At 66.8% G+C, this 23,602-nt stretch carries 23 protein-coding genes; 10 read left to right on the top strand and 13 right to left on the bottom strand.

Going from position 1 to position 23,602, the window contains the following annotated elements; genetic code table 11:
* The first annotated feature begins 90 nt into the window (after window positions 1-90).
* On the top strand, window positions 91-1,233 hold the full coding sequence (gene mnmA / locus OEZ60_RS00890) for a tRNA 2-thiouridine(34) synthase MnmA (RefSeq protein WP_263332270.1): 1,143 nt from the start codon (window positions 91-93) through the stop codon (window positions 1,231-1,233).
* A 97-nt stretch (window positions 1,234-1,330) separates the two neighbouring features.
* On the opposite strand, the gene lpxB is transcribed toward mnmA, so the two are convergent.
* The 13 genes from lpxB to pyrH form a co-directional block, all read right to left on the bottom strand.
* Window positions 1,331-2,473 (bottom strand): lipid-A-disaccharide synthase, encoded by a 1,143-nt coding sequence (gene lpxB / locus OEZ60_RS00885; protein WP_263332268.1) that lies wholly within the window; start codon window positions 2,471-2,473, stop codon window positions 1,331-1,333.
* Window positions 2,470-3,294, bottom strand: a complete 825-nt coding sequence (locus tag OEZ60_RS00880) for an LpxI family protein (protein ID WP_263332265.1) — start codon at window positions 3,292-3,294, stop codon at window positions 2,470-2,472. The genes lpxB and OEZ60_RS00880 overlap by 4 nt, the downstream gene beginning before the upstream one ends.
* A complete protein-coding gene (gene lpxA / locus OEZ60_RS00875; protein WP_263332263.1) occupies window positions 3,291-4,085 on the bottom strand; it encodes an acyl-ACP--UDP-N-acetylglucosamine O-acyltransferase in 795 nt (264 codons plus the stop codon). Before lpxA ends, OEZ60_RS00880 begins: the two co-directional genes overlap by 4 nt.
* Window position 4,086: 1 nt before the next feature.
* Complete coding sequence (gene fabZ / locus OEZ60_RS00870; RefSeq protein ID WP_263332261.1) at window positions 4,087-4,545, bottom strand: 3-hydroxyacyl-ACP dehydratase FabZ; 459 nt, start codon at window positions 4,543-4,545, stop codon at window positions 4,087-4,089.
* Between the two features lie 76 nt (window positions 4,546-4,621).
* The gene (locus tag OEZ60_RS00865; RefSeq protein ID WP_263332259.1) at window positions 4,622-5,218 is read right to left on the bottom strand and encodes an OmpH/Skp family outer membrane protein; all 597 of its coding nucleotides are present in this window, start codon (window positions 5,216-5,218) and stop codon (window positions 4,622-4,624) included.
* Window positions 5,218-7,545, bottom strand: coding sequence for an outer membrane protein assembly factor BamA (gene bamA / locus OEZ60_RS00860; RefSeq protein WP_411709771.1), 2,328 nt, complete (start codon window positions 7,543-7,545; stop codon window positions 5,218-5,220). Before bamA ends, OEZ60_RS00865 begins: the two co-directional genes overlap by 1 nt.
* Window positions 7,546-7,681: 136 nt before the next feature.
* Complete coding sequence (locus OEZ60_RS00855) at window positions 7,682-7,810, bottom strand: hypothetical protein (protein ID WP_263332255.1); 129 nt, start codon at window positions 7,808-7,810, stop codon at window positions 7,682-7,684.
* 147 nt (window positions 7,811-7,957) lie between these two features.
* A complete protein-coding gene (gene rseP / locus OEZ60_RS00850) occupies window positions 7,958-9,295 on the bottom strand; it encodes an RIP metalloprotease RseP (protein WP_263332253.1) in 1,338 nt (445 codons plus the stop codon).
* A 3-nt stretch (window positions 9,296-9,298) separates the two neighbouring features.
* Entirely contained in the window at window positions 9,299-10,480 is a 1,182-nt protein-coding gene (gene dxr / locus OEZ60_RS00845) for a 1-deoxy-D-xylulose-5-phosphate reductoisomerase (RefSeq protein ID WP_263332251.1), read from the bottom strand.
* Between the two features lie 3 nt (window positions 10,481-10,483).
* Complete coding sequence (locus tag OEZ60_RS00840) at window positions 10,484-11,284, bottom strand: phosphatidate cytidylyltransferase (protein ID WP_263332249.1); 801 nt, start codon at window positions 11,282-11,284, stop codon at window positions 10,484-10,486.
* Window positions 11,281-12,009 (bottom strand): polyprenyl diphosphate synthase, encoded by a 729-nt coding sequence (gene uppS, locus OEZ60_RS00835; RefSeq protein WP_263332247.1) that lies wholly within the window; start codon window positions 12,007-12,009, stop codon window positions 11,281-11,283. The genes OEZ60_RS00840 and uppS overlap by 4 nt, the downstream gene beginning before the upstream one ends.
* 33 nt (window positions 12,010-12,042) lie before the next feature.
* Complete coding sequence (gene frr / locus OEZ60_RS00830; RefSeq protein WP_263332245.1) at window positions 12,043-12,606, bottom strand: ribosome recycling factor; 564 nt, start codon at window positions 12,604-12,606, stop codon at window positions 12,043-12,045.
* 76 nt (window positions 12,607-12,682) lie between these two features.
* Window positions 12,683-13,414 carry a UMP kinase gene (gene pyrH / locus OEZ60_RS00825; protein WP_263332243.1) on the bottom strand — a complete coding sequence of 244 codons (732 nt, stop codon included), beginning with the start codon at window positions 13,412-13,414 and terminating at the stop codon, window positions 12,683-12,685.
* 39 nt (window positions 13,415-13,453) lie between these two features.
* Here pyrH and miaA point away from each other — a divergent pair, with 39 nt between their 5' ends.
* From miaA to OEZ60_RS00780, 9 genes are all read left to right on the top strand, one after another.
* A complete protein-coding gene (miaA, locus tag OEZ60_RS00820; RefSeq protein ID WP_263332241.1) occupies window positions 13,454-14,428 on the top strand; it encodes a tRNA (adenosine(37)-N6)-dimethylallyltransferase MiaA in 975 nt (324 codons plus the stop codon).
* A gap of 144 nt (window positions 14,429-14,572) precedes the next feature.
* The gene (locus tag OEZ60_RS00815; protein ID WP_263332239.1) at window positions 14,573-15,481 is read left to right on the top strand and encodes an AraC family transcriptional regulator; all 909 of its coding nucleotides are present in this window, start codon (window positions 14,573-14,575) and stop codon (window positions 15,479-15,481) included.
* Window positions 15,482-15,657: 176 nt separating this feature from the next.
* Entirely contained in the window at window positions 15,658-17,304 is a 1,647-nt protein-coding gene (locus tag OEZ60_RS00810; protein ID WP_263332237.1) for an ABC transporter substrate-binding protein, read from the top strand.
* Between the two features lie 105 nt (window positions 17,305-17,409).
* Complete coding sequence (locus OEZ60_RS00805; protein ID WP_263332235.1) at window positions 17,410-18,459, top strand: ABC transporter permease; 1,050 nt, start codon at window positions 17,410-17,412, stop codon at window positions 18,457-18,459.
* 1 nt (window position 18,460) lies between these two features.
* The gene (locus OEZ60_RS00800) at window positions 18,461-19,636 is read left to right on the top strand and encodes an ABC transporter permease (RefSeq protein ID WP_263332233.1); all 1,176 of its coding nucleotides are present in this window, start codon (window positions 18,461-18,463) and stop codon (window positions 19,634-19,636) included.
* 12 nt (window positions 19,637-19,648) lie between these two features.
* Complete coding sequence (locus OEZ60_RS00795) at window positions 19,649-21,730, top strand: dipeptide ABC transporter ATP-binding protein (protein ID WP_263332230.1); 2,082 nt, start codon at window positions 19,649-19,651, stop codon at window positions 21,728-21,730.
* A gap of 111 nt (window positions 21,731-21,841) precedes the next feature.
* The gene (locus tag OEZ60_RS00790) at window positions 21,842-22,810 is read left to right on the top strand and encodes a glucokinase (protein ID WP_263332228.1); all 969 of its coding nucleotides are present in this window, start codon (window positions 21,842-21,844) and stop codon (window positions 22,808-22,810) included.
* 75 nt (window positions 22,811-22,885) lie between these two features.
* Entirely contained in the window at window positions 22,886-23,236 is a 351-nt protein-coding gene (locus OEZ60_RS00785) for an STAS domain-containing protein (RefSeq protein ID WP_263332226.1), read from the top strand.
* A complete protein-coding gene (locus OEZ60_RS00780) occupies window positions 23,227-23,592 on the top strand; it encodes a response regulator (protein ID WP_263332224.1) in 366 nt (121 codons plus the stop codon). The genes OEZ60_RS00785 and OEZ60_RS00780 overlap by 10 nt, the downstream gene beginning before the upstream one ends.
* The last annotated feature ends 10 nt before the right edge of the window (window positions 23,593-23,602 follow it).

Genomic DNA, 23,602 nt, shown 5'->3' with positions numbered 1-23,602 from the left:
AGCCTGTGCCGACGGGCTTAACGCGCGGTGAAACCGTGACTTGAGAGTAGCGACGATTTTCCTATATTCCTCCCGACCTCCGGAGGCGCCATGGCACTTGACACCCACCCCCTGAACTCGCTCGGCCTACCGAAGCGCCCCGCCGACACGCGGGTCGTCGTCGCCATGTCGGGCGGCGTCGACAGTTCCGTCGTCGCGGCGATGCTGGCCGAGGAGGGTTACGACGTGGTCGGCGTGACGCTGCAGCTCTATGACCACGGCGCGGCACTCGCGAAGAAAGGTGCCTGCTGTGCTGGTCAGGACATCCACGATGCCCGCCGGGTCGCCGAGGCGATGGGTTTTCCGCACTACGTCCTCGACTACGAGAACATGTTCCGCGAGGCGGTGATCGACGAGTTCGCCGATGCCTATCTCGCCGGCGCGACGCCGGTTCCCTGCATCCGCTGCAACGAGCGCGTGAAATTCAAGGATCTCCTTGCCACCGCGAAGGACCTCGACGCCGACTGCATGGCGACGGGGCATTACATCCAGCGAAAGATCGGGCCGAACGGGCCGGAACTGCATGCCGCGGCCGATCCGAACCGCGACCAGAGCTATTTTCTGTTCTCGACGACTCCGGAACAGCTCGCCTATCTGCGCTTCCCGCTCGGCCATCTCGCGTCCAAGGCCGAGACCCGGGCGCTCGCGGCGAAATACGGGTTGAGCGTCGCCGACAAGCCCGACAGCCAGGACATCTGCTTCGTGCCGAACGGCAATTACGCGAGCGTGATCGAGAAGCTGCGCCCCGGCGCGGCCGATCCGGGCGAGATCGTCGATCTCGAGGGCAACGTCCTTGGCGAGCACCGCGGCGTGATCCATTACACGATCGGCCAGCGGCGCGGCCTCGGCATCGGCGGGCTGGCCGATCCGCTCTATGTCGTGAAGCTCGATCCCGAGACCCGCCGGGTGGTGGTCGGCCCGAAGGAGGCGCTCTCGACCCGGATCGTGCCAGTGCGCGAGATCAACTGGCTCGGCGACGGCGCCTTCGAGGCGGAGGCCGAGCGGGTCGTGAATGTCCGCATCCGCTCGACGCGGCCGCCACGGCCGGCGGTAATCCGGCCACTGTCAGCGACCGAAGCGGCGGTGGAACTCCTCGACCCCGAGGAGGGCGTCAGCCCCGGTCAGGCCTGTGTATTCTACGAACCGGGCACGAGCCGCATCCTTGGCGGCGGCTGGATCTGGCGCGGCAACTGATACAATTCATCTTGCCCCAAATATCCCGCGCGGAGCGTCCGGCGGCTGCCGCGGGAGCCTCCTGCGGGGATATTTGGAGCAAGATGAATGAATGAGGTCAGAGATGCGCGAGGACGGAGCGCGCGGCGCGCAGGCCCGGCGCCTCGCCGCCGCGGCCAAGGCGCTCCATCGTTGTCTCCATCGCGACGACCTGCGCCGCGCGGGCCTCCGCGTCATCGACAAGCCGGCCGAGCGCGTTGGCGATCGGGCCGGGCTGACAGGCGGGACCGAGGAATTCCGGGATCGCGCGAGTCTCGGTCACGATGTTGACGAGCGTCACCGTGTCGATCAGCGCCGCACGCTTCATCATCCACCAGGTCAGGCGGTTGAAGTCATGCGCGATCACCATCGGAACCCGGTTCGCGGCGAGTTCGAGGCTGACGGTGCCGGAGGCGGCAAGCGCGAGATCGGCAGCAGCGAAGGCCGCGCGCTTGTCGGCAGTCTCCTCGAGGACGAGCGGAACGACTTTCCAGCGCGCGGTCATCTCGCGCACGAGAGCGGCCACACCGCGTACCGTCGGGATCACCACGCGCAAGCTGGGCTCGCGGTCGCGGAGCCGGGCGATCGCCTCCTCGAAGCGCGGCGCGAGCCGGGTGACCTCGCCCCGACGTGATCCGGGAAGGCACAGCAGGAGCGGCTGGTCGGCGCCGATCATGTGGGTCTCGCGGAGCCGCGACGCGGCCTCGGCGGACGCGACCGGTTCGGCGACGACCGGGTGACCGACGAAGTCGCAGGTCATGCCTGCTGCCTCCATGTAGGGCGGCTCGAAGGGGAAGAGCGCGAGCACATGGTCGACGACGGGCGCCATTTTCGCGGCCCGTCCCGGACGCCAAGCCCAGACCGTGGGCGCGACATAGTGCATGGTTCGAAGCGCCGGATGCGCGGCACGCGCTGCCTTCGCGACCCGCAGGCAGAAATCCGGGCTGTCGATGGTGACGAGCGCATCGGGCCGGATCCGGGTGACCTCGTCGGCGGTTTCAGCAATGCGGCGTTTCAGATGTCTATATTTCGGCAGCACCTCGATCAGGCCCATGACCGAGAGTTCCTCCATCGGGAAGAGGCTGTGGAAGCCCTCGGCCTCCATCTTCGCGCCACCGACACCGTGGAACGTGGCCCCCGGCGCCAGTTCCTTCAGCCCCGCCATGAGCGCGGCGCCGAGAGCGTCGCCCGAGGCCTCTCCGGCGACAAGGAAGATCTTCACGACTCTCGTGCCCAGAGGAAGAGGTTGGCCGCCTCAGCCTCGGCCACCATCTCCGCGCGGTCGAGGCAGATCACGCCGCCCGCTTCCCAGGCGATGCCGGCGAGGCCCGCACGGGCCACCGCGCGTACCGTCGCGGGGCCGAGCGTCGGCAGGTCGATGCGCCGATCCTGCCCGGACTTCGGTGCCTTGTAGAAGGTGCCCCTCGCCTTGGCCGGATCACGGCGCAACCCGGCCGCGTGTTCCGCCACGAAGGCGAGCATCGCGTCGGTCCCCGGCAAGGTCTCGACCGCGAGGCAGAGACCCTGCGCCACGACCGCTCCCTGCCCCAGATCAAGCGGGGCGAGCCCGGCGACGATCTCGGCGGCGCGGGCCGCGTCCTTGCGGTCGTCCTCGGACGGCGCGCCCGCGAGAAGCCCCGGCCCCGGCACCAGATCGGGCGCGACCGCCTCGGCGCCGACGACCTCGAAATCCCAGTCCTCGAAGATCGCGATGACCTCGCGCAGGAGCGCGTCATCGCCCTTCTGCACCGCGCCAAGGAGGCGCGGCAGGAGCGTCACGGTCTTGGGGTCTATGAGCCCCGGCTCCAGCCGCGGCCGCCGGATCGCGCCGGCGAAGACCACGCGGTCCACGCGCTCATCCGCAAGCCGGTCGAGGAACGGCGCGAGCCGTTCGACCCGGAACCGCACCGGATCGGCATCGGCCACTTCGGAAGGAAAGCCGTCCAGTTCGGCGACGAAGTGATCCTCGCCGCTCTGGCGCAGCGCATTGAGAAGATGGACGGGCAATCCGCCCTGCCCGGCGATGAGCGCGGTCTTCGTCATCTCGGCGCGAGGAACGAGCGGTCGGAGGGGCCGAGGATGAAGTCGAGGACTTCCTGCACGAGCGGGCTGTCGGTTCCGCTTTCGGCACGCGCGCGCGCGGTATCGCGGAAGGTCCCCTGGCCGAGCGCCGAGACGAGATCCCGCAGCGCCGCAATATCGGCGCGTCCGGCGCCGCGGCGCTTGAGACCCACGAGGTTGAGCCCGTCGAGCACGCCACGCGGCCCCTGGACAAGCCCGTGCGGGATCACATCCGCGGTGACCATCGTCACTGCGCCGATCATCGCGCCGCGGCCGATGCGGACGAACTGGTGGACGCCGGACAGGCCGCCGACGATGACCTCGTCCTCGAGAATGCAATGCCCGGCCAAAGCGGCGTTGTTGACGAGGATCACCCGGTTGCCGATCTGGCAGTCGTGCGCGACATGGGCGCCGGCCATGAACAGGCCGTCATCGCCCACTCGCGTCACGCCGCCGCCGCCGGCGGTGCCGGTGTTCATCGTGACGTGCTCGCGGATCCGGTTGCGTGCCCCGATCACTAGCTGCGTCGCCTCGCCCTTGAACTTGAGATCCTGCGGCACCTCGCCGAGCGTTGCGAAGGGAAACACCACCGTCTCGTCGCCGATCTCGGTCCGGCCGGTGATCACCGCATGACTCTTGACCTCGACGCCACGGCCGAGCGTCACCTCAGGACCGATGATGCAGAACGGCCCGATGCGGCAGCCTTCGCCGATCGTTGCGCCGTGCTCGACGATCGCGGCGGGGTGGATATGGGCGTTCGCGGCGATCGTCATCTCAGTCCCGGACGTCGAGCATTGCCGTGATTTCGGCCTCGCAAGCGAGCTGGCCCTCGACCTTGGCGGCGCCGTGGAACTTCCAGATCTTTCCGCCGCCGCGTTTCACGGTCATGTGCAGCTCCAGCACGTCGCCCGGCACCACCTTGCGGCGGAATTTGCAGCTGTCGATCGACATGAAATAGACCAGAAGGTCGCGCCCGATCAGGTCGAGCGAAATGCCGACCAGAACCGCCGCCGACTGCGCCATCGCCTCGATGATCGTGACGCCGGGCATGATCGGGGTCTGCGGGAAGTGGCCCTGGAAATGCGGCTCGTTGAAGGTCACGTTCTTGACGCCGACGCAGCCTTCATTGGCCACGATGTCCTTGACCTTGTCGATCAGCAGGAACGGGTAGCGATGAGGAATGATCCGCTGGATCAGGTGGATATCGGCCTCGGTGATCGCTTCGCCGGTCATTGTGTCTCTCCCCCCGCGCGGCTGGACTGGTCCGGCCTTGCTAACAAGTCGGCCTTTCACTGGCAAGCACGACCGCTCAGTTGCCGTCCTGGGCCGTACCGTCGGACTCCGGCGCGTCCGGCACCGGCGCATCGGTCCCGGCGCCGATATCCGCGTCAACACGCGCGATCAGCTCGTCGGTGACGTCGATCACGTCGGCGGCAAGGAAGATCGCCCGGGAATCGAGGATCGCGACCGCGCCGCGGTTGCGCAATACGTCGCGCAATGCAGGGAAAGCAGCGGCGAAGAACCGCTGGCGTTCGAGTTCATGCAAACGGCCGATCTCGCGCGCCTTGGCGTCCTGCGTCCGGCGGATCTCGGTTACCTTCGCATCAAAAGCGTCGGCGGCGGCGCGAAACTCCTCGACCGCCATCGTCGGACGGCGGTCGGTCAACGCCCTCTCCTCGGCGGTCAGTTCGGCCTCGATGCGCCGGTTCTCCGCGCCGAGGTCGGTCGAGGCGGCCTCGATCCGCTGCGCGGCGCGCTTGCCCCAAAGCGACTCGGCGAAGAGGCGTTCCTGATCGAGCGTCAGGACAGGGCTTGCGACGGGTTCGGCATTCGCTTCCTGCGCCGGAGCAGGCTGGCCGCCCGCCGTCAGGAGTACCGCAAGGATCGCCGCCCGCAGCCTGCGCATCAGAACTGGGTCGAAACCGTCAGGTCGAAGTTCTGCTCCTGGTCGAAGTCTTCCTTCTGGAGCGCCTTGGAGAAGTTGAAGCGCAGAGGGCCGAGGACCGTGTCCCAGAAAACCGAGACGCCGATCGAGCTGCGCAGGCTCATGCTGTCGTCGATCGCGCCGCCAAGCGTATTGTCGAGCCCCCAGACCGAGCCAATATCGGCGAAGAGACCGCCGGTGATGCCGTATTCCTCCGGCAGGCCGAGCGGGAACTCGGCCTCGACCCGTGCCGCGGCGAAGAAGTTGCCGCCGAGCGCGTCCTGGTTCGGCACCGTCAGGTCGCGCGGGCCGTAGCCGTTCGGCTCGAAGCCGCGCACCTTGCCGTTGCCGCTGAAGCGGTCGATGACGCGGCTGTCGCCGCCCTGGGTGACGACGGCGCCACCCTCGAGTTCCGCCCTGAGGGTGATCTCCTCGCGGAACGCCTTCATCTGGTAGGTCGCGAGGCCCGTCGAGGTGATCGACTGGATGTCGCCGCCGACGCCCGCGAAGTCCTGGTCGAAGCGCAGCGAGAACGAGCGGTTCGGATCGATCCCGCCGATCCGGGTGTCGTAGCGGTAGCCGTAGCCGAGCGCCGAGGTAAGTTCGGAACCCCGCGCCTCGTCGGCCTTCAGGAGGCTGGAGGAGTTGGCGGAGACCTTGTAGACCTTGTCGTCCGAGATCTTGTAGCGCACCTCGAAGCGGCCGAGTTCGCTGACCGGGAACTCGAGCGATGGCGACATGCCGACCCGCTTGGTCGAATAGAACGAGTTGTCGTTCTCCGAGGTGCTGTAGAAGCCGGTGAAGCGGAACTTCAGATCGCGCCCGAGGAGCGCCGGCTCGACGAAGGTGAACGAGCTGTCGCGCGTATCGGCGCCGGCAGCGAGGTTGAGGCTGACGAACTGGCCGCGGCCGAGGAAGTTGTCTTCCGACAGGCCGATCCGGAAGCCGACACCGTCCGAGACGCTGTAGCTCGCGCCGAAGGTCAGCGAGCCGGTGGGCTTTTCCTCGACGTTGACGTCGACGATGACCTGGTCGGCCGCGGTGCCAGGACGGGCCTCGACGTCGGCGGTCTCGAAATAGCCGAGCGCCCGGGTCCGTTCGGCCCCCTCGCGGATCGCGCGCGGGTTGAACGGGTCGCCCTCGACGGTCTTGAACTGGCGCCGGATCACGCGGTCGAGCGTCGTGGCGTTGCCCTCGATGTCGATCCGCTCGACGAAGACGCGCGGCCCCTTGGTCAGCGCGAAGGTCACATCGAGCGTCTGATTGCGCTCGTTGCGGGTGATGCGCGGCTCGATATTCATGAAGTTGATGCCCTGACGAAGGGCGATCGCCTCCATCCGGCTGATCGTGGTGTCGATCGAGACCGGCGAATAGATCGCGCCGGAGCGGATCTTGACGACATCGGCATAGGCGGCCGCATCGACGCCTTCATACTCGCTGACAGTGGTGATGCGGTTGAACTTGTACTGCAGCCCCTCGCGCACGTTGAAGGTCAGGAAGAAAGCATCGCGCTCGCGCGAGAACTCGCGCGCGACCGACAGGATCTGGAAGTCGATATAGCCGCGCGAGCGGTAGAAGTCCGTCAGGAGCTGCTTGTCGAACTCGATCCGGTCGGCGACGTAGGTGTCGCGCTGGATGATGTTGCGCAGGAGACCCGCCTGCTTCGTCTCGAGCACCTGGCGCAGCCGCCGGTCGGAATAGGCGCGGTTGCCGGTGAAGCTCAGCCGCTCGATCTCGGTCACGCGGCCTTCGCGGATCTCGAAGACGAGATCGACGCGGTTGCTGCCGCGGTTGATGATCCGCGGCTCGACCCGCGCGGCGAGGCGCCCGGCCTGGGTATAGGCCTCGGTGATTGCGGCGGCGTCGGCCTCTGCCTGGGCGGCCGAGTAGACCCGGCGCGACTCGGACTTCACGACCTTTTCGAGATCCTCGTCCTTGAGTCGCTTGTTGCCCTCGAAGCTGATGACGTTGATCGTCGGATTCTCGGTCACCTTGATCACGAGCGTGCTGCCCGACGGGACGAGTTCCACGGTCGCGAAGAGACCAGAGGCCGTAAGGCGCTGCACCGCGTCGTTGAGAGCGGCATCGCTGACGGTTTCGCCCTGGGCGATTCCGGCAACCTTCACGACCGTGGCGGGATCGATCAGTTGGTTGCCTTCGACCACGACGTTCGAGAAGGCGTAACTCTGCGCCATCGCCTGACTGAAGAACAGGCCACAAGCCGCTGCAGCCGTTACCAAAAGCGTGGCCCGCACACGGCTCCGCTTGCTGCCGCCGACATTTGCTCCGCCGCGCCGCTCCGCCAACATGCTCTGCTCCCGGTATTCTTTGCCACTGTCCTCTGGCACGTCACTACCGGGAAAGGGGGGGCTTGTCAAAAGGCGCGACGCGGCCCCTTGGGGCCGCGTCGCACAAATCCGCGATGCTGTGACACGCCTGCGGCGGTCAGTGCATGTATGGGCTTTCGGGCGCTTGCATCCGGGCAATCTCCGAACCGATCATCGCGCCGCCGGCGAGGCCCGCGACGATGGCGAGGGGAATCAGGATCCGGTCCACACCGAGTTGGTAGACCATCGACACCCCCCGGGCTCCGCTTTCTATGAGTTGCATGATCAACGCCTCGCGCAGGTTATTTCCGCTCGCCAGAAGCCTAGGCGCCGAATATGGCAGCATTGCGGCGCCGCGCCAGCGACGAACGGTCGCGCCCTCCCTGGGCAAGGCTCAGCGGCAGAAGAGATCGTTCGAAAGGCCGAATACCGTCAGCGTCAGGACCAGAGCAAGCCCCGCGGCCATCGCGATATTCATGAACCGGTCCGAGGGTGGCCGCCCCCGCGCCCATTCGTAGGCATGGAACACCAGGTGCCCGCCGTCGAGGACCGGGATCGGAAAGAGGTTCAGGAGCCCGATCGCCGTCGAGAGCGCCGCGACAAGGCCGATGAAGGAGATGAGCCCCGCGCTCGCCGCCGCACCGGTGACCTGCGCGATCCCGACAGGACCGCTGAGGTTGCAGGTCGAGATGCTTCCCACGATCATGCTGCCAAGCGCGGTGAACGTGGTCTCGATGATGCCCCAGGTCTGCGAGATGCCGGTCAGCAAGGCTTCGCCGAGACCGGGACGGCGGGTCGCCGGGTCGAACATGAAGCCGCCCGATATGCCGATCTGGTAGCCGGTCTCGAATCCGCCATCCTCCGCGGTGACCGGGCGCGGGCGCGGGCTGAGCACCGTCTCGAATTCATCGCCGTCGCGCCAGACGGTCAGCGTGACCGGGTTGCCTCCACTCGCCTTGACCACGGCCTGCAGATCCAGGAAGCGCGGCGTCGGCGTGCCGTTCGCGGCCGTTATGACGTCGCCCACTTCAAGGCCGGCGTCGATCGCCGCACCGCGTGGAAGGACGCCCTGCACCAGCGTCGGGAACAGCGTCGGCCCGACCACGGTCAGTTCGCTCCCGTCGCGCAGCACCAGGTAGTCGACTGTGGCGGCGGCCGGCATTTTGTCGACGAGCCCCACAAGCGCCTCGTAGTCGGGTGTCGCGACCCCCTCTACCGCGAGGATCCGGTCGCCGGGCGCGAGGCCGTTTTCGACCGGTACCGGCCGGAGCGTCTCGATCTCGGGTGCGTCGGTCGCGATACCGCTGGCGAAGAGCAGGCCGCCGAACACGAGGATCGAGAGGATGAAGTTGAACAGCGGCCCGGCAAAGACCGTGGCCGCCCGCGCCCACAGGGGCGCGCCATGCATCGTGTGGCGCCGCTCGTCATCGGAGAGCTTCGCCATCGTGGTCTCGTCCGCGCCCGCCGAGGCGGCGTTGGCGTCGCCGAGGAACTTCACATAGCCGCCGAAGGGGAAAGCGGCGACCTGCCAGCGCGTGCCGCGCTTGTCGACCCGGCTCCACAGCCGCGGGCCGAAACCGATCGAGAAGACCTCGGCATGGATGCCCGACCAGCGGCCGACGATGTAATGGCCGTATTCATGCACCGAAACGATGATCGACAATGCGACGATGAACACCACCACCGTGTGAAGCGTGTCGCCGAAGCTGTTGATGAGGCCGGGAATATCCAATTCTCAAATCCTGCTGGTCTCTGCGATCACCACGCCCGCCACGCGGCGCGCTTCGCGATCCGTTTCAAGCACCATATCAAGGCTCGACGGGGTTTTGCCAACCCCGCCGGAGCCGGAAAGCCGCGACAGCACCTCCTCGACGACCCCGGCCATCGCCGTGAAGCCGATGCGACCGGCAATGAAGCCGTCCAGCGCCACTTCCTTCGCCGCGTTGAATGCCGCGCCGGCGAGGCCGCCCGCCGCCATCACATCGCGCGCGAGGCGCAGGGCGGGATAACGGGCCGGATCCGGCGCCGCGAAGGTCAGGCTGCCGATCTCGGCGAGGTTCAGCCGCGCCACTGGCAGGTGCGCGCGCGCCGGCCAGTTCAGCGCGTAGCCGATCGCGTGCCGCATGTCGGGCGCGCCAAGATGGCCGATCATGCCGCCATCACGGAAGGTCACCAGCGCATGGACGAGGGATTCGGGGTGGACGAGGATTTCGATCTGCTCGGGCGCCACGCCGAAGAACTCTCGCGTTTCAATCACTTCCAGCGCCTTGTTGAACATGGATGCGCTGTCGATCGTGATCCTTTGCCCCATCGCCCAGTTGGGATGGGTCGAGGCTTCCGCCACCGTCGCCCGCGCCAGCCGCTCGAGCGGCCAGTCGCGGAACGCACCTCCGCTCGCGGTGATGGTGATGCGTTCGACCGTCTCCATCTCCTCACCGACGAGCGCCTGGAAGACCGCGGAATGCTCGCTGTCCACCGGCAGGATCCGGGCGCCGTGGCGGCGCGCCTCGGCCATCAGCAGCGGCCCTGCGGTGACGAGGCTTTCCTTGTTGGCGAGCGCGAGCGTGCCGCCATGGGCGAGCGCCCGGAAGCCGGGCACGAGGCCCGCCGCGCCGACGATGCCGGACATCACCCAATCGGCCGGCCTGAGTGCCGCTTCGGCGACAGCTTCCGGCCCGGCGGTGGTCTCGATTCCGGTGCCGGCAAGGGCGTCGCGCAGCGCGGGCAGCGCCGCCTCTTCTGCGATCACCGCGACCTCGGGCCGAAGCGCGCGCGCCTGCTCGGCGAGCCGGCGCACATTGCGACCGCCGGTGAGTGCGACCACCCGGTAGGTTTCGGTCCCGCCCTGCCTGGTCAGAAGGTCGATCGTGCTTTCGCCGATCGACCCGGTCGAGCCGAAAACCGAGACGCTGCGCATGCGTCAGAACCGGACCACGGGCACGTCGACGACCTGCGCCACGAGGAGCATGAAGATCGCCGCGCCGAGGAGACCGTCGAAGCGGTCCATCAGGCCGCCGTGGCCGGGGATGAGGTTCGAGCTGTCCTTGACCCCTGCCCGCCGCTTGATCGCGCTTTCGGCGATGTCGCCGAGCTGCGAGAAGAAGGCCAGCAGCGCCGAAATCCAGAGAAGGTCGATCCCGGCGGTCGAAATCCCGAGGAAGATCAGTCCGACCGCCGCGGCCGCGATCCAGCCGGCCGCGGTTCCCGACCAGGTCTTCTTGGGGCTCACGCGCGGCCAGAACTTGGGCCCGCCGAGGATCCGGCCCGCGAAATAGCCGGCGATGTCGGTCACCACGACGACAAGGACGAGCCACATCAGCCAGAGCATCCCGTAACCGTCGCGGAAGGCGACGAGCCCGTAGCTCGCGACCATGATCATGAGAGAATAGAGACCGTATTCGAGCCGCATCGGCCGACGCGGCCGCAGGATCCCCACTAGGGAAGGCAGAAACAGCAGGGGCAGAAGGTACGGGCTTTCGTGACGCATCAGCACGACTGCAAGCGCGATCGCGGCGAGCGCACCGAGTGCTACGGCCTCCACCGGGCGGGCGCGATCGGTCATCGCCGCCAGTTCCCAGACCATCAGCGCGGCCGCGACCGTGGCCAGCGCCGCGAACCAGACCCCGCCGAGCCAGACCAAAGTCAGCCCGCCGACCGCCATGCCCGCGCCGGAGATCAGGCGCGGCGCGAGGTCGCCCCATTTGCCGGATGCGTCACTCATGCCGATAGCGCGCCGCCGAAGCGGCGCTCGCGTCGAATGAAGCGCGTCACGATCGCGTCGAGCTCGGCCGGCGTGAAGTCCGGCCAGAGCGTGTCGGTGAACTCGTACTCGGCATAGGCCGACTGCCAGAGCAGGTAGTTCGAGATCCGCGTCTCGCCGGAGGTGCGGATCACGAGGTCCGGGTCCGGCAGGTCATGGGTGTCGAGCCGCGCCGCTAGCGCCGCCTCGTCGATCGCCTCCGGCGCGAGGGTCCCGTCGGCGACATCCTTGGCGAGATTCCGCGCCGCGCGCACCAGTTCGTCGCGGCCGCCGTAGTTGATCGCGACCGTCAGGTGCAGGCGGTCGTTGCCGGCGGTCCGCTCCTCGATTCCCGCCATCAGTTTTTGCAGCTTCTTGTCGAGCCGCTCGCGGCCACCTATGAACCGCAGCCGCACGCCCTCGGCCGACAGCCGCTCTGCCTCGGACTGGATGTAGCGCGCGAAGATCGTCATCAGGCCGATGACCTCCTCGGTCGAGCGTTTCCAGTTCTCGGTCGAGAACGCGTAGAGGGTAAGATAGCGAATGCCGAGCCCCGGCGCGGCCTCGACGATCGAGCGCACCCGCTCGGCGCCGCGCCGATGGCCGACGAGCCGCGGCCAGCCGCGGTTCGTTGCCCAGCGGCCGTTGCCATCCATGATGATGGCCACATGCGCCGGTGCGCTGCCCGTGATGTCCTTCGCGGCCATCGGCCCTGCCCTTTCCGCCCCCCAAGCAGATCCTCAGACCTGCATGATCTCCGCCTGCTTTTCTTCGAGCGCCTTGTCGACGGAGGCGATGTGCTTGTCGGTCAGCGCCTGGACCTCGTCATGCCAGAACTTCTGGTCGTCCTCGCTCATCCCGTCGCCCTTGGCCTTCTTGATCTGGTCCATGCCGTCGCGGCGCACGTTGCGGATCGCGACGCGGGCATGTTCGGCATAGTTCGAGGCGACCTTGGTCAGCTCGCGCCGGCGCTCCTCGTTCAGCTCGGGGATCGGCAGCATGATGATCGTGCCGTTGAGCTGGGGGTTGATGCCGAGGCCGGAGTCGCGGATCGCCTTTTCGACCTTGGAGACCAGCCCCTTGTCCCAGACGTTGATCGTGACCATACGCGGCTCGGGCACGTTGATCGTGCCGACCTGGTTGATCGGGGTCATCGAACCATAGGCATCGACCATGACCGGCTCGACCATCGAGGCCGAGGCGCGGCCGGTGCGGAGACTCGCGAATTCGTGGCGCAGCGCGGTCATCGCGCCGTCCATGCGGCGTTCAAGGTCGTCGATGTCGATCTCGATGTCGTCGGACATGGGGTATCCCGTTGGTAATGTCGTCAACTCTGCGTCGCGCCCTTTGTACCCGCAGGACGCGCATAATGATATAGGGTCAGGCGGCGACCAGCGTATAGGTCCCGTCGCCGGCCAGAATGCCGCGGAAGCCGCCCGGCTCGTCGAGCGAGAAGACGACGATCGGCAGGTGGTTGTCCCGCGCGAGTGCGATCGCAGAGGCGTCCATCACGCCGAGATGCTTCTGCAGCACCTCGTCGTAGCTCACCCGGTCGTAGCGCTTTGCGTCCGCGTGCTTCTTGGGATCCTTGTCGTAGACCCCGTCCACCTTGGTGCCCTTGAAGATCGCCTCGCAGCCCATCTCGTTGGCGCGGAGCGTCGCGGCGGTGTCGGTGGTGAAATAGGGGTTGCCGGTGCCGGCGGCGAAGATGCAGACCCGCTTCTTCTCGAGGTGCCGGATCGCGCGGCGCCGGATATAGGGCTCGCAGACCTGGTCCATCGGGATGGCCGAGATCACGCGGGTATGGATCTTCAGGGCCTCGAGTGCCGCCTGCATCGCGAGCGCGTTCATCACTGTGGCAAGCATGCCCATATAGTCGGCCGTCGCCCGCTCCATCCCCTGCGCCGAGCCCTGCAGGCCGCGGAAGATGTTGCCGCCGCCGATCACCATGCAGATCTCGACGCCGAGATCGTGGACCGACTTCACCTCGGCGGCGATACGGTTGACCGTGGGGGGGTGTAGCCCGTAGCCCTGATCGCCCATCAGCGCCTCTCCGGAAATCTTCAGGAGCACACGCTTGTAGGTGACCCTGGGTTCCTGCACCCCTTCCATGTTCCGCTCCGCTTGCCGCCCCATTCGTTCCGGCGCAAAATGGAGGAAATCGGCGGCAGGTTCAACCTCGGTCGACCCGAAACCCGGCGCAAGACACGGCACACCCCGACGATCACCGCAAGAACGGCAGGCAAGACACTGTTTTCAATAGATGAAATAGATCCGGAAAAACCGGTTCTGATTGCCGGGCCGACGGCTTCGGGCAAATCGGCGCTGGCGCTCGGGATCGCCGAGGCGCAGGGTGGCGTGATCGTCAATGCCGACGCGCTGCAGGTCTGGGACTGCTGGCGGATTCTGTCCGCGCGCCCCTCGCCCGAGGAGGAGGCGCGCGCGCCGCACCGGCTTTATGGCCATATGCCTCGCGGCGCGGCCTATTCGGTCGGCCACTGGCTGCGCGAGGTGGCGCCGATCCTCGCCGGCCCCGAGCGGCCGATCATCGTCGGCGGGACCGGGCTTTACCTGAGCGCGCTGACCGAGGGACTGGCCGAGATTCCACCGGTGCCAACCGAGATCCGCGCCGAGGCCGACCGGTTCCTCGCCGGCGCCGGGCTGGAGGCGATGCTGGCCGAACTCGATCCTCAGACGGCGGCGCGGATCGACCGGAGGAACCCGGCGCGCGTGCAGCGCGCCTGGGAGGTCGCCCGCGTCACCGGTCGCGGACTCGCCGCCTGGCAGGACGAGACCGGCGCGCCGCTCCTGCCGCTGGAGCGCACAGTGCCGATCGTGCTCGACGCCGACCGCGACTGGCTCGCGGAGCGGATCGACAGGCGCTTTGAGATGATGGTGGCGGAGGGCGCGCTCGACGAGGTGCGTGACGTGCTCGCCGACTGGAATCCGGCCGCGCTCTGGGCGCGCGCGATCGGCGCACCGGAGCTGGTCGCGCATCTGCACGGCGAATCCGATCTCGATACCGCGATCCGCCTCGCGCAGGCGGCGAGCCGGCAATACGCCAAGCGCCAGCGCAGCTGGTTTCGCGGCCGGATGAAGGGATGGCGCTGGCTGGCGCGGCCGTGACGGATCGGCATCGAACCGCCGATATGGCTGAATCGCCGGCTTTTTCTCTTGGGCCGAGCGGCTCTGGTGCCTAGACTTCACCGTGCCTCGGGGTCGATCCACCGCAACCGCCGGGGCAGTCGCCACGCCGCGGAGACCCGGCCGTTGAAACTTTTTACCGGTACGCCCCTGTCGCAATTCGCCGATCCGCCGCCCCTCGGCCGGCCGCCGGCGGATCGTGGCGGCGTCGAACCGCTGCCCACCATCGCTGACCCATTGCTGCAGGGGGCACGGAACGCGCCGGTGCGGGTCGTGTCGATCGCGCGGCTCGTCGCAGGCGGGCGCTGGCGGGTCGAGGCGATGCGGTCGCTGAGCGAGCCGCTCCTGCTCTGGTTCACGCGCGGCCAGGGGCGGATCACGATCGATGGCGTGACACGGGGCTACGGCGCCCACAATGCGATCTTCATCCCGGCTGGCGCGATGCACGGATTCGAGATCGGCGGCCAGAGCTTTGGCACCGCCGTTTTCTTCGGACAGGGCCGCGGTTTCGAGCTTCCGACCGACGCGCGACACCTACGGATCCGCGATGCCGGTCCGCAGGCGGAACTTTCGGGCCTGATCGACAACATCCAGCGCGAGCTCGACAGCGACAAGCCCGCCGCGGCCCGCGCGGCGCACCACCATGTCGGGTTGCTCAGCGTCTGGCTCGAACGCCATGTCGAGACCCAGGCGGCATCGGCCACGAAACCCGACGCCGCGCGCCGGCTCGCGGGCCGCTTCTCGACCCTGCTCGAACGCGATTTTCGGTCGGGCAAGGGCGTCGCCGCCTATGCCAGCGAACTCGGCGTGACGCCAACGCATCTCACCCGCGTCTGCAACCAGACCTGCGGCCGCTCCGCCTCCGACCTCCTGCACGACCGGGTAATCTACGAGGCGCGGGTGCTTCTGAGCGAGACCCGCCTTCCGATAGGGCATATCTCCGAGGCGCTGGGCTTTACCTCGGCGGCCTATTTCACCCGCGCCTTCCAGCACCGGACCGGAAAGACACCCTCGGCGTTTCGCCGCAACGGCTGACGCCCACGGCGAGATGCCACGTCGCAATTCGACCAAAAGTGACGGAATCGGCAATTGACGCGGGGGAAAAAAGCATGCGCAATGCGCGGGTGAGCAATTTCATTGCGCCACGCACCGACCTCAAAGGCCGGACGTTGCGCGGGGAATGAGTGAAAGACTCGCAGGGAGGAAAGCGAATGACCAAGCACTACACGCCGGAGATCCATCCGGCGGCCGTGAAGTACGCCGAAGAATGCAAGGCGGGCGATCTGAGCCGCCGCGAGTTCCTGACCCGGGCTTCCGCGCTCGGCGTCTCCAGCGCCGCCGCCTACGGCCTGCTGGGCCTCGCTGCGCCGAAGGCGGTCGCGCAGGAAGCCAAGGCGGGCGGCACCGTGCGCTGCCAGCTCGAGACCAAGGCGCTCAAGGATCCGCGCACCTACGACTGGTCGGAATTGGCGAACTTCAGCCGCGGCTGGCTGGAATATCTCGTCGAATACAACAACGACGGCACCTTCCGCGGCATGCTGCTGGAAAGCTGGGAGGTCAACGACGACGCCACCGAATACACGCTCAAGCTTCGCCAGGGCGTGAAGTGGAACAACGGCGACGACTTCACCGCCGACGATGTGGCCAACAACATCACCCGCTGGTGCGACGGCAATGTCGAGGGCAACTCGATGGCCGCGCGCATGGCGAGCCTCGTCGACGAGACGACCAAGACGGCCCGCGAGGGCGCGATCTCCGTGGTCGATCCGCATACCGTCAAGCTGACGCTCAACATGCCCGACATCACGGTCATCCCCGGCATGGCCGACTATCCGGCCGCGGTCGTGCATTCGAGCTATGACGGCGGCGATCCCGCGGCCAATCCGATCGGCACCGGGCCCTACATGCCCGAATCGAACGAGGTCGGCGTCAAGCAGGTGCTGGTGCGCAATCCCGACGTTACCTGGTGGGGCACCGAGGTCTATGGCGGCCCGTATCTCGACCGCATCGAGTATATCGACCTCGGCACCGATCCCTCTTCCTTCCTGGCCGCGGCCGAGGCCGACGAGATCGACATGGTGCACCGCACCGACGGCGACTTCGTGGAGATCTTCGACAGCATCGGCTGGACCAAGTCGGAAGCCACCACCTCGGCCACGATCGCGGTGCGCTTCAATCAGCTCTCGGCACCCTATGACAACGTGCAGGTCCGCAAGGCGCTGCAACTGGCCGTCGACAACGCAGTGGTGCTGGAGCTTGGCTACGCCAACCTCGGCTCGCCGGCCGAAAACCACCATGTCTGCCCGATCCATCCGGAATATGCCGAACTGCCGCCGCTGACGGTCGATCCGGCCGGGGCGAAGGCAATGCTCGACGAGGCCGGTCAAGGTGACACCGAGTTCGAGCTGATCTCGGTCGATGACGGCTGGCAGGCGGCAACCTGCGACACGGTGGCGGCGCAGCTGCGCGACGCCGGGTTGAACGTGAAGCGGACGATCCTGCCGGGTTCGACCTTCTGGAACGACTGGACCAAGTATCCGTTCTCGGCCACCGAGTGGAACATGCGCCCGCTCGGTGTCCAGGTTCTGGCACTCGCCTACACCTCCACCGCAGCCTGGAACGAGACCGGCTTCAAGAGTGCCGAGTTCGACTCGCTCCTGGCCGAAGCGATGGCGATCGCCGACGCCGATGCCCGCCGCGAGGTGATGGCCAAGATCGAGAAGCTGATGCAGGACGAGGGCGTGCTGATCCAGCCCTACTGGCGCTCGATCTACCGCCACTTCAAGGAGAACCTGCACGCGACCGACATGCACGCGACCTTCGAGCATCACCACTACAAGTGGTGGATCGACGCGTAAGCGCGACTCTCGGGGGGCGCCGCGCCACCGCGGCGCCCCACCCGCGACATCGACAGTGTCGTCCCGCCCAACCTGCGCTCGCGCCGGACGAGAAGGGGATTACCCATGCTGCCGTTCCTGCTCAAACGGATTTCCACGATGATTCTGACGGCCCTGTGCCTCACCTTCGTCGTGTTTTACCTCACCAACCTGCCACCCAACCTTGAGAAGCTCGCGAAATCGGAAGCGGGATCGCGGATCACCGACGACGAAGTCGCAAGCTGGCTGGAACGGAATGGCTATGCCAGCCCGATGATCCTGCGCTACGGCGAATGGCTTGGAGTGGTGCCTGGCTGGACTACGACCGACGCGGACGGAACCGTCGTCGCCGGCCGTTGCATCGAGAAGGGTCAGGATCCGGCGACCGCGGCCCGCTTTTGCGGCATCCTCCAGGGCGATTGGGGCGTCTCCAGCGTCTTCAAGGACGATGTCTCGAAGATCATCGGCGTGCGCCTGACCCTGACCGGCATCCTGATGTTCTGGGTCATGGTGACGATGGTGCCGGTCTCGCTCCTGATCGGGATCCTCGCCGGCATGCGCGAGGGCTCGCGGCTCGACCGCTCGCTGTCGACCTTCTCGATTTCGACGGCGGCGACGCCGGAATACGTCTCGGGCGTCATCCTGATCGCGATCTTCGCCTCCTCGATCACCGGGCTGAAATGGTTCAAGGGCTCGGCCGCCTCGGCGATGGACGGGATCACCTTCGAGAACTTCTTCCTGCCGGTCCTGACCATCGCGCTCTATGGCGTCGGCCAGGTGGCACGGATGACCCGTGCCTCGATGGCCGAGGTGATGACCGCGCAATACATCCGAACCGCCCGCCTCAAGGGCGTGAGCTTCGCCAATGTCGTGATCAAGCACGCACTCAGGAACGCGCTGATCGCCCCCTTCACGGTGATCATGCTGCTGTTCCCCTGGCTCCTGAACGGCGTCGTCATCGTCGAGACCCTGTTCAGCTACAAGGGCTTCGGCTGGACCCTAGTCTCTGCCGCCGGCAATAACGACATCGAGCTGCTGCTCGGCTGCTCGGTCGTCGCGGTCTTCGTGGTGCTCATCACCCAGCTGATCTCCGATATTGGCTACGTCTTCCTCAATCCCAGAATCAGGATAAGCTGACATGCAGGACCTCGGATGGAGCGGAATTCTCATCGGGATCCTGAAGAACTTTCTTCCGGTATGGATCTCTCTTGTCGTGCTTTTCGCGGTCTCGATCCGCTACAAGCGCCGGCTCGGCCTCTACGGCAAGCTCTTCGACTCGCCGATCGCAATGATCGGGTTCGCGCTGGTGATGTTCTGGGTCTTTACCGCGATCTTCGCAGATCTCATCGCCACCCACGATCCGCTGTCGCAGATCAGCCAGATGAAGAACAAGTTGCCCGGCACCGTACAGCCCGACGGCGTAAACTGGTACCTGCTCGGCGGCGACCATCTTGGCCGCGACGTCTTCAGCCGGGTGGTCGAGGGGAGCCGGATCGTGGTCCAGATCGCACCGCTGGCAACGCTCTTCGCCTTCATGGTCGGGGTCTCGCTCGGGTTGCCGGCGGGCTATTACGGCGGCAGGCTCGACACCTTCCTGTCGTTCCTCGCCAACCTGATCCTCGCCTTCCCGGTGATCCTGCTCTTCTACCTCTTGGTCACGCCGGAGATCGTCGAGACCGGGATGCCGCAATACATGGCGCTGGTGCTGTTCCTGTTCCCGATCGCCTTCCTCATGGTGCTGGTGAACTCGCGCTACTACGTCGTGCCCGAATTCCGAACCAAGGTCCTGCTGGTGATCGGGGTGATTGGCGGCTACCTCTACCTGTCGCTCGTCGGCGAGGTCGGTACCAAGGTCGCGGTGCTGCCGAACGCGCTCGACCTCATCCATGTGCCGGGCAACATCCTGATCGTGTTCGTCTCCGTCGTGTTCGTGAACTCTCCGACCGTGTTCCGGATCATCCGCGGCATCGTCCTCGACATCAAGACGCGCGACTATGTCTCGGCCGCCCAGACCCGCGGCGAACGGCCCTGGTACATCATGCTGTGGGAAATCCTTCCGAACGCGCGGGGGCCGCTGATCGTCGATTTCTGCCTCCGCATCGGCTACACGACGATCCTCCTCGGGACCCTCGGCTTCTTCGGCCTCGGCCTCAGCCCGGAAAGCCCCGACTGGGGATCGACGATCAACGCCGGCCGCAAGCTCATCACCATCGCGCCGCATCCGGCGATCGTGCCCGCGCTTGCGCTGATGAGCCTGGTGCTTGGCCTCAACCTTCTCGCGGACGGGCTCCGCGAAGAAAGCCTCAGGGATTAAGGGGGACACGTTATGTCGAAACCGGACTATGACGGCCCGATCCTCGAGATCGAGAACCTCTCGATCAGCTTCTTCACCCGTCTGCGCGAGATTCCGGCGGTGATGGACTTCTCCTGCACGGTGCAGCCCGGCGAGGCGATGGGCCTCGTGGGCGAATCCGGCTGCGGCAAGTCCACCGTCGCGCTCGCCGTGATGCGCGACCTTGGCAAGAACGGCCGCATCGTCGGCGGCACGATCAAGTTCAAGGGTCGCGACCTCACGACGATGTCGGAGGAGGAACTGCGCGAGATCCGCGGCTCCGAAATCGCGATGATCTACCAGGAGCCGATGGCCTCGCTCAACCCGGCGATGAAGATCGGCCAACAGCTCATGGAAGTGCCGATGATCCATGAGGGCGTGTCGAAGGAGGAGGCCTACGACCGCGCGCTCGAAGTGGTGACCGACGTGCGCCTGCCCGACCCCGAGCGGATCCTGAAAAGCTACCCGCACCAGCTTTCCGGCGGCCAGCAGCAGCGCATCGTCATCGCGATGGCGCTGATGTCGAAGCCGGCGCTTCTGATCCTCGACGAACCGACGACCGCGCTCGACGTCACCGTCGAGGCCGCGGTGGTCGATCTCGTCAAGGACCTCGGCAAGAAGTACGGCACCTCGATGCTGTTCATCTCGCACAACCTCGGCCTCGTTCTCGAGGTCTGCAACCGGCTTTGCGTGATGTATTCCGGCGAGGCGGTGGAGACGGGCTCGATCAAGGATGTCTTCGACAAGATGCAGCATCCCTACACCCAGGCCCTGTTCCGCTCGATCCCGCTGCCGGGCGCGGACAAGAACGCGCGGCCGCTCGTCGCGATCCCCGGCAACTTCCCGCTGCCGCACGAACGGCCGAACGGCTGCAATTTCGGCCCGCGCTGCGACTATTTCCAGGCCGGGCGCTGCGATGCCGGCGACATCCCGATGTTCCCGGTCGAGGGCCACGACCGCCACGATACCCGCTGTCTCAAGGTCGCCGAGATCGACTGGAACGCGCCGCTCGTCGCCGCCAAGACCACGGAGAAGGCCCCGATCGGTGACGTTGTCCTGAAGATGGACGACCTCAGGAAATACTACGAGGTCAGCGCCAACGCGCTCTTCGGCGGCAGCACCAAGGTGGTGAAGGCCAACGAGACCCTGAGCTTCGAGGCGCATGAGGGCGAGACGCTCGCCATCGTCGGCGAGTCGGGCTGCGGCAAGTCGACCTTCGCCAAGGTGCTGATGGGGCTCGAGACAGCGACCTCCGGCCAGATCCTGCTCCACAACCACGAGATCCAGTCGACGCCGATCCAGGAGCGGTCGACCGAGACGGTCTCGAGCGTGCAGATGGTGTTCCAGAACCCGTTCGACACGCTCAACCCCTCGATGACCGTGGGCCGCCAGATCATCCGGGCGCTGGAGATCTTCGGCCAGGGCAATTCCGACGAGGAGCGGCACGAGCGGATGCTCGAACTCCTCGACCTCGTGAAGCTGCCCCGCGCCTTCGCCGAGCGGATGCCGCGCCAGCTCTCGGGCGGGCAGAAGCAGCGCGTCGGCATCGCCCGCGCCTTCGCCGGCGGCGCCAAGATCGTCGTCGCGGACGAGCCGGTCTCGGCGCTCGACGTCTCGGTCCAGGCGGCGGTCACCGACCTCCTGATGGAGATCCAGCGTGAGAACAGGACGACGCTTCTCTTCATCTCCCACGACCTCTCGATCGTGCGCTATCTCTCCGACCGGGTCATGGTGATGTATCTCGGCCATGTGGTGGAGCTCGGCTCGACCGACCAGGTCTTCGCGCCGCCCTACCATCCCTATACCGAGGCGCTGCTGTCCGCCGTGCCGATCGCCGACACCCATGTCGAGAAGAAGCGGATCGTGCTTGAGGGCGACATTCCGTCGGCGATGAACCCGCCGCCGGGCTGCCCGTTCCAGACCCGCTGCCGCTGGAAGTCGAAGGTGCCGGGCGGGCTCTGCGAGAAGGAGGTGCCGCCGTTCCGCACCCTCGCCGCCGGGCATCAGGTCAAGTGCCACCTTTCGGACGAGGAACTCGCCTCGATGGAACCGGTGATCAAGATCGCCGCGGAGTGAGCCTGCGCGTCGCGTCCGATGCGGCGCGACGCTTGATGCGGCGGGTCGAAACGTCCTATGACACGGGTGCGGGCCCTCGCCCGGCCGACCCGTGATTAAGAAGACCGTCCCATGCCCCAGACGCTGACCCTCGTGGCCGATATCGGCGGAACCAATACCCGTGTGGCGCTTGCCCCCGGCGGTGCGGTCGACCGCGCCTCGATCCGGCGTTTCGCCAACGCCGATCACCCCGGCCTCGGCCCGGTGCTTGCCGCCTATCTTGCGACCGCAGGCAATCCGCGCTGCGAGGGCGCCTGCGTCGCCGTCGCGGGTCCGGTCGCCGATGGCGTCGCGACGATGACCAATCTCGACTGGACCATCGACCGCGACGCGGTGGCCGAAGCGACCGGTGCCGCGCGCGTGGCGGTAATCAACGACCTTCAGGCGCAGGGCTACGCGCTCGACCACCTCGCGCCGGGCAGCCTCCGCCCGCTCGTCGCCGCCAACTGCCCGCGCAAGCCCGGCGCGGCACAACTCGTCATCGGCATCGGCACCGGTTTCAATGCCGCCCCGGTGCACGAGACCCCGGTCGGGAGGATCGTCACCGCCTCGGAATGCGGCCAGATGACGATCCCGGTGCGCAGCGAGGCCGACCTGAGGCTGATGCGCTTCCTCGAGACCGCGCATGGATTCGCCTGCGTCGAGGATGTGCTGTCCGGTCGCGGTCTCGAACGTCTCTTCGCCTTCCACTCGAGCGAGGCGGGCCGCGACGACCGCCCCGCGGCGGCGGCGGTCATGGCGGCAATCGCCGAGGGCGCGGACCCTGTGGCAACCGCGACCGGGGCAAGCTTCGTGCGCATCCTCGGCACCGTCGCGGGCGATCTGGCACTGAGCCACCTGCCCTTCGGCGGCATCCACCTGATCGGCGGCGTCGCCCGCGCCTTCACGGCGCATTACGACCGGTTCGGCTTTGCCGAAGCCTTCCGCGACAAGGGCCGGTTCTCCGGCTTCATGCAGGAATTTCCGGTCTCGATCGTCGAGGACGATTATGCGGCCCTTGAAGGCTGCGCGCTCTGCCTCGGGTCCGGAAACTCTGAGTGAGCCTTTCGTCGTCAAACCATTCTTAAGAGCTTTCGCCCTAGCCTGATCCGAACGTTTCAGGCGAGCGAGGGCGAGGTGCGAGACTCCGAGATACCCACGAAGGCGATCGGCGGAGCCTCCGAACTGACGCTTCCGGCGCGGCTCGATCTGACGGCCGCCTGTCCCCTCCAGGACGCGCTTCTGTCGCATCGCGGTGCAGCGCTTAACGTTGATGCCGGCGCCGTAGAGCATCTCGGCACCCCCTGCCTTCAGGTGCTGTTGGCGGCGGCTGCGGAGTGGCGCGCCCTCCGCCAACACCTCGACGTCACGCCGATGTCGGAGGCGTTTCGTGACGCGCTGCGCAGCTTCGGCCTCACGCCCCCTGATCTTGCGGCGCACGGTTCCGGCGAGATCAACGTTGCGGGGACTTGCACATCGTGGGCGTGAACATCTTGGCAGTCGACGACAGCCGCACGATGCGCGACATGCTGGCATTGGCTCTTGGCGCGGCGGGCTACACGGTTCGGCTCGCTGAGGATGGCCAGCATGGGCTCGAGACACTCGAGAGCTTCCGCCCCGACGCGATCCTGTCGGACATCAACATGCCACGGCTCGACGGATTCGGTTTCGTCCAGGCCGTGCGGCAGATCGAACGGCACCGGGCGACGCCGATACTCGTCCTCACGACCGAGGATGCGCCCGAACTAAAGGCCCGCGCCCGCACCGCGGGCGCCACCGGATGGATCGTGAAACCCTTCGACGCTTCGAAACTGGTCCGCGCGTTGCAGATGGTCGTCCGGTGAAGGGAAATGC

The organism is Albidovulum salinarum (assembly GCF_025673475.1).
GTDB lineage: Bacteria > Pseudomonadota > Alphaproteobacteria > Rhodobacterales > Rhodobacteraceae > Albidovulum > Albidovulum salinarum.
The sequence above is the reverse complement of the archived record's forward strand: the minus strand, read 5'-3'. Positions and strand labels throughout refer to the sequence as shown.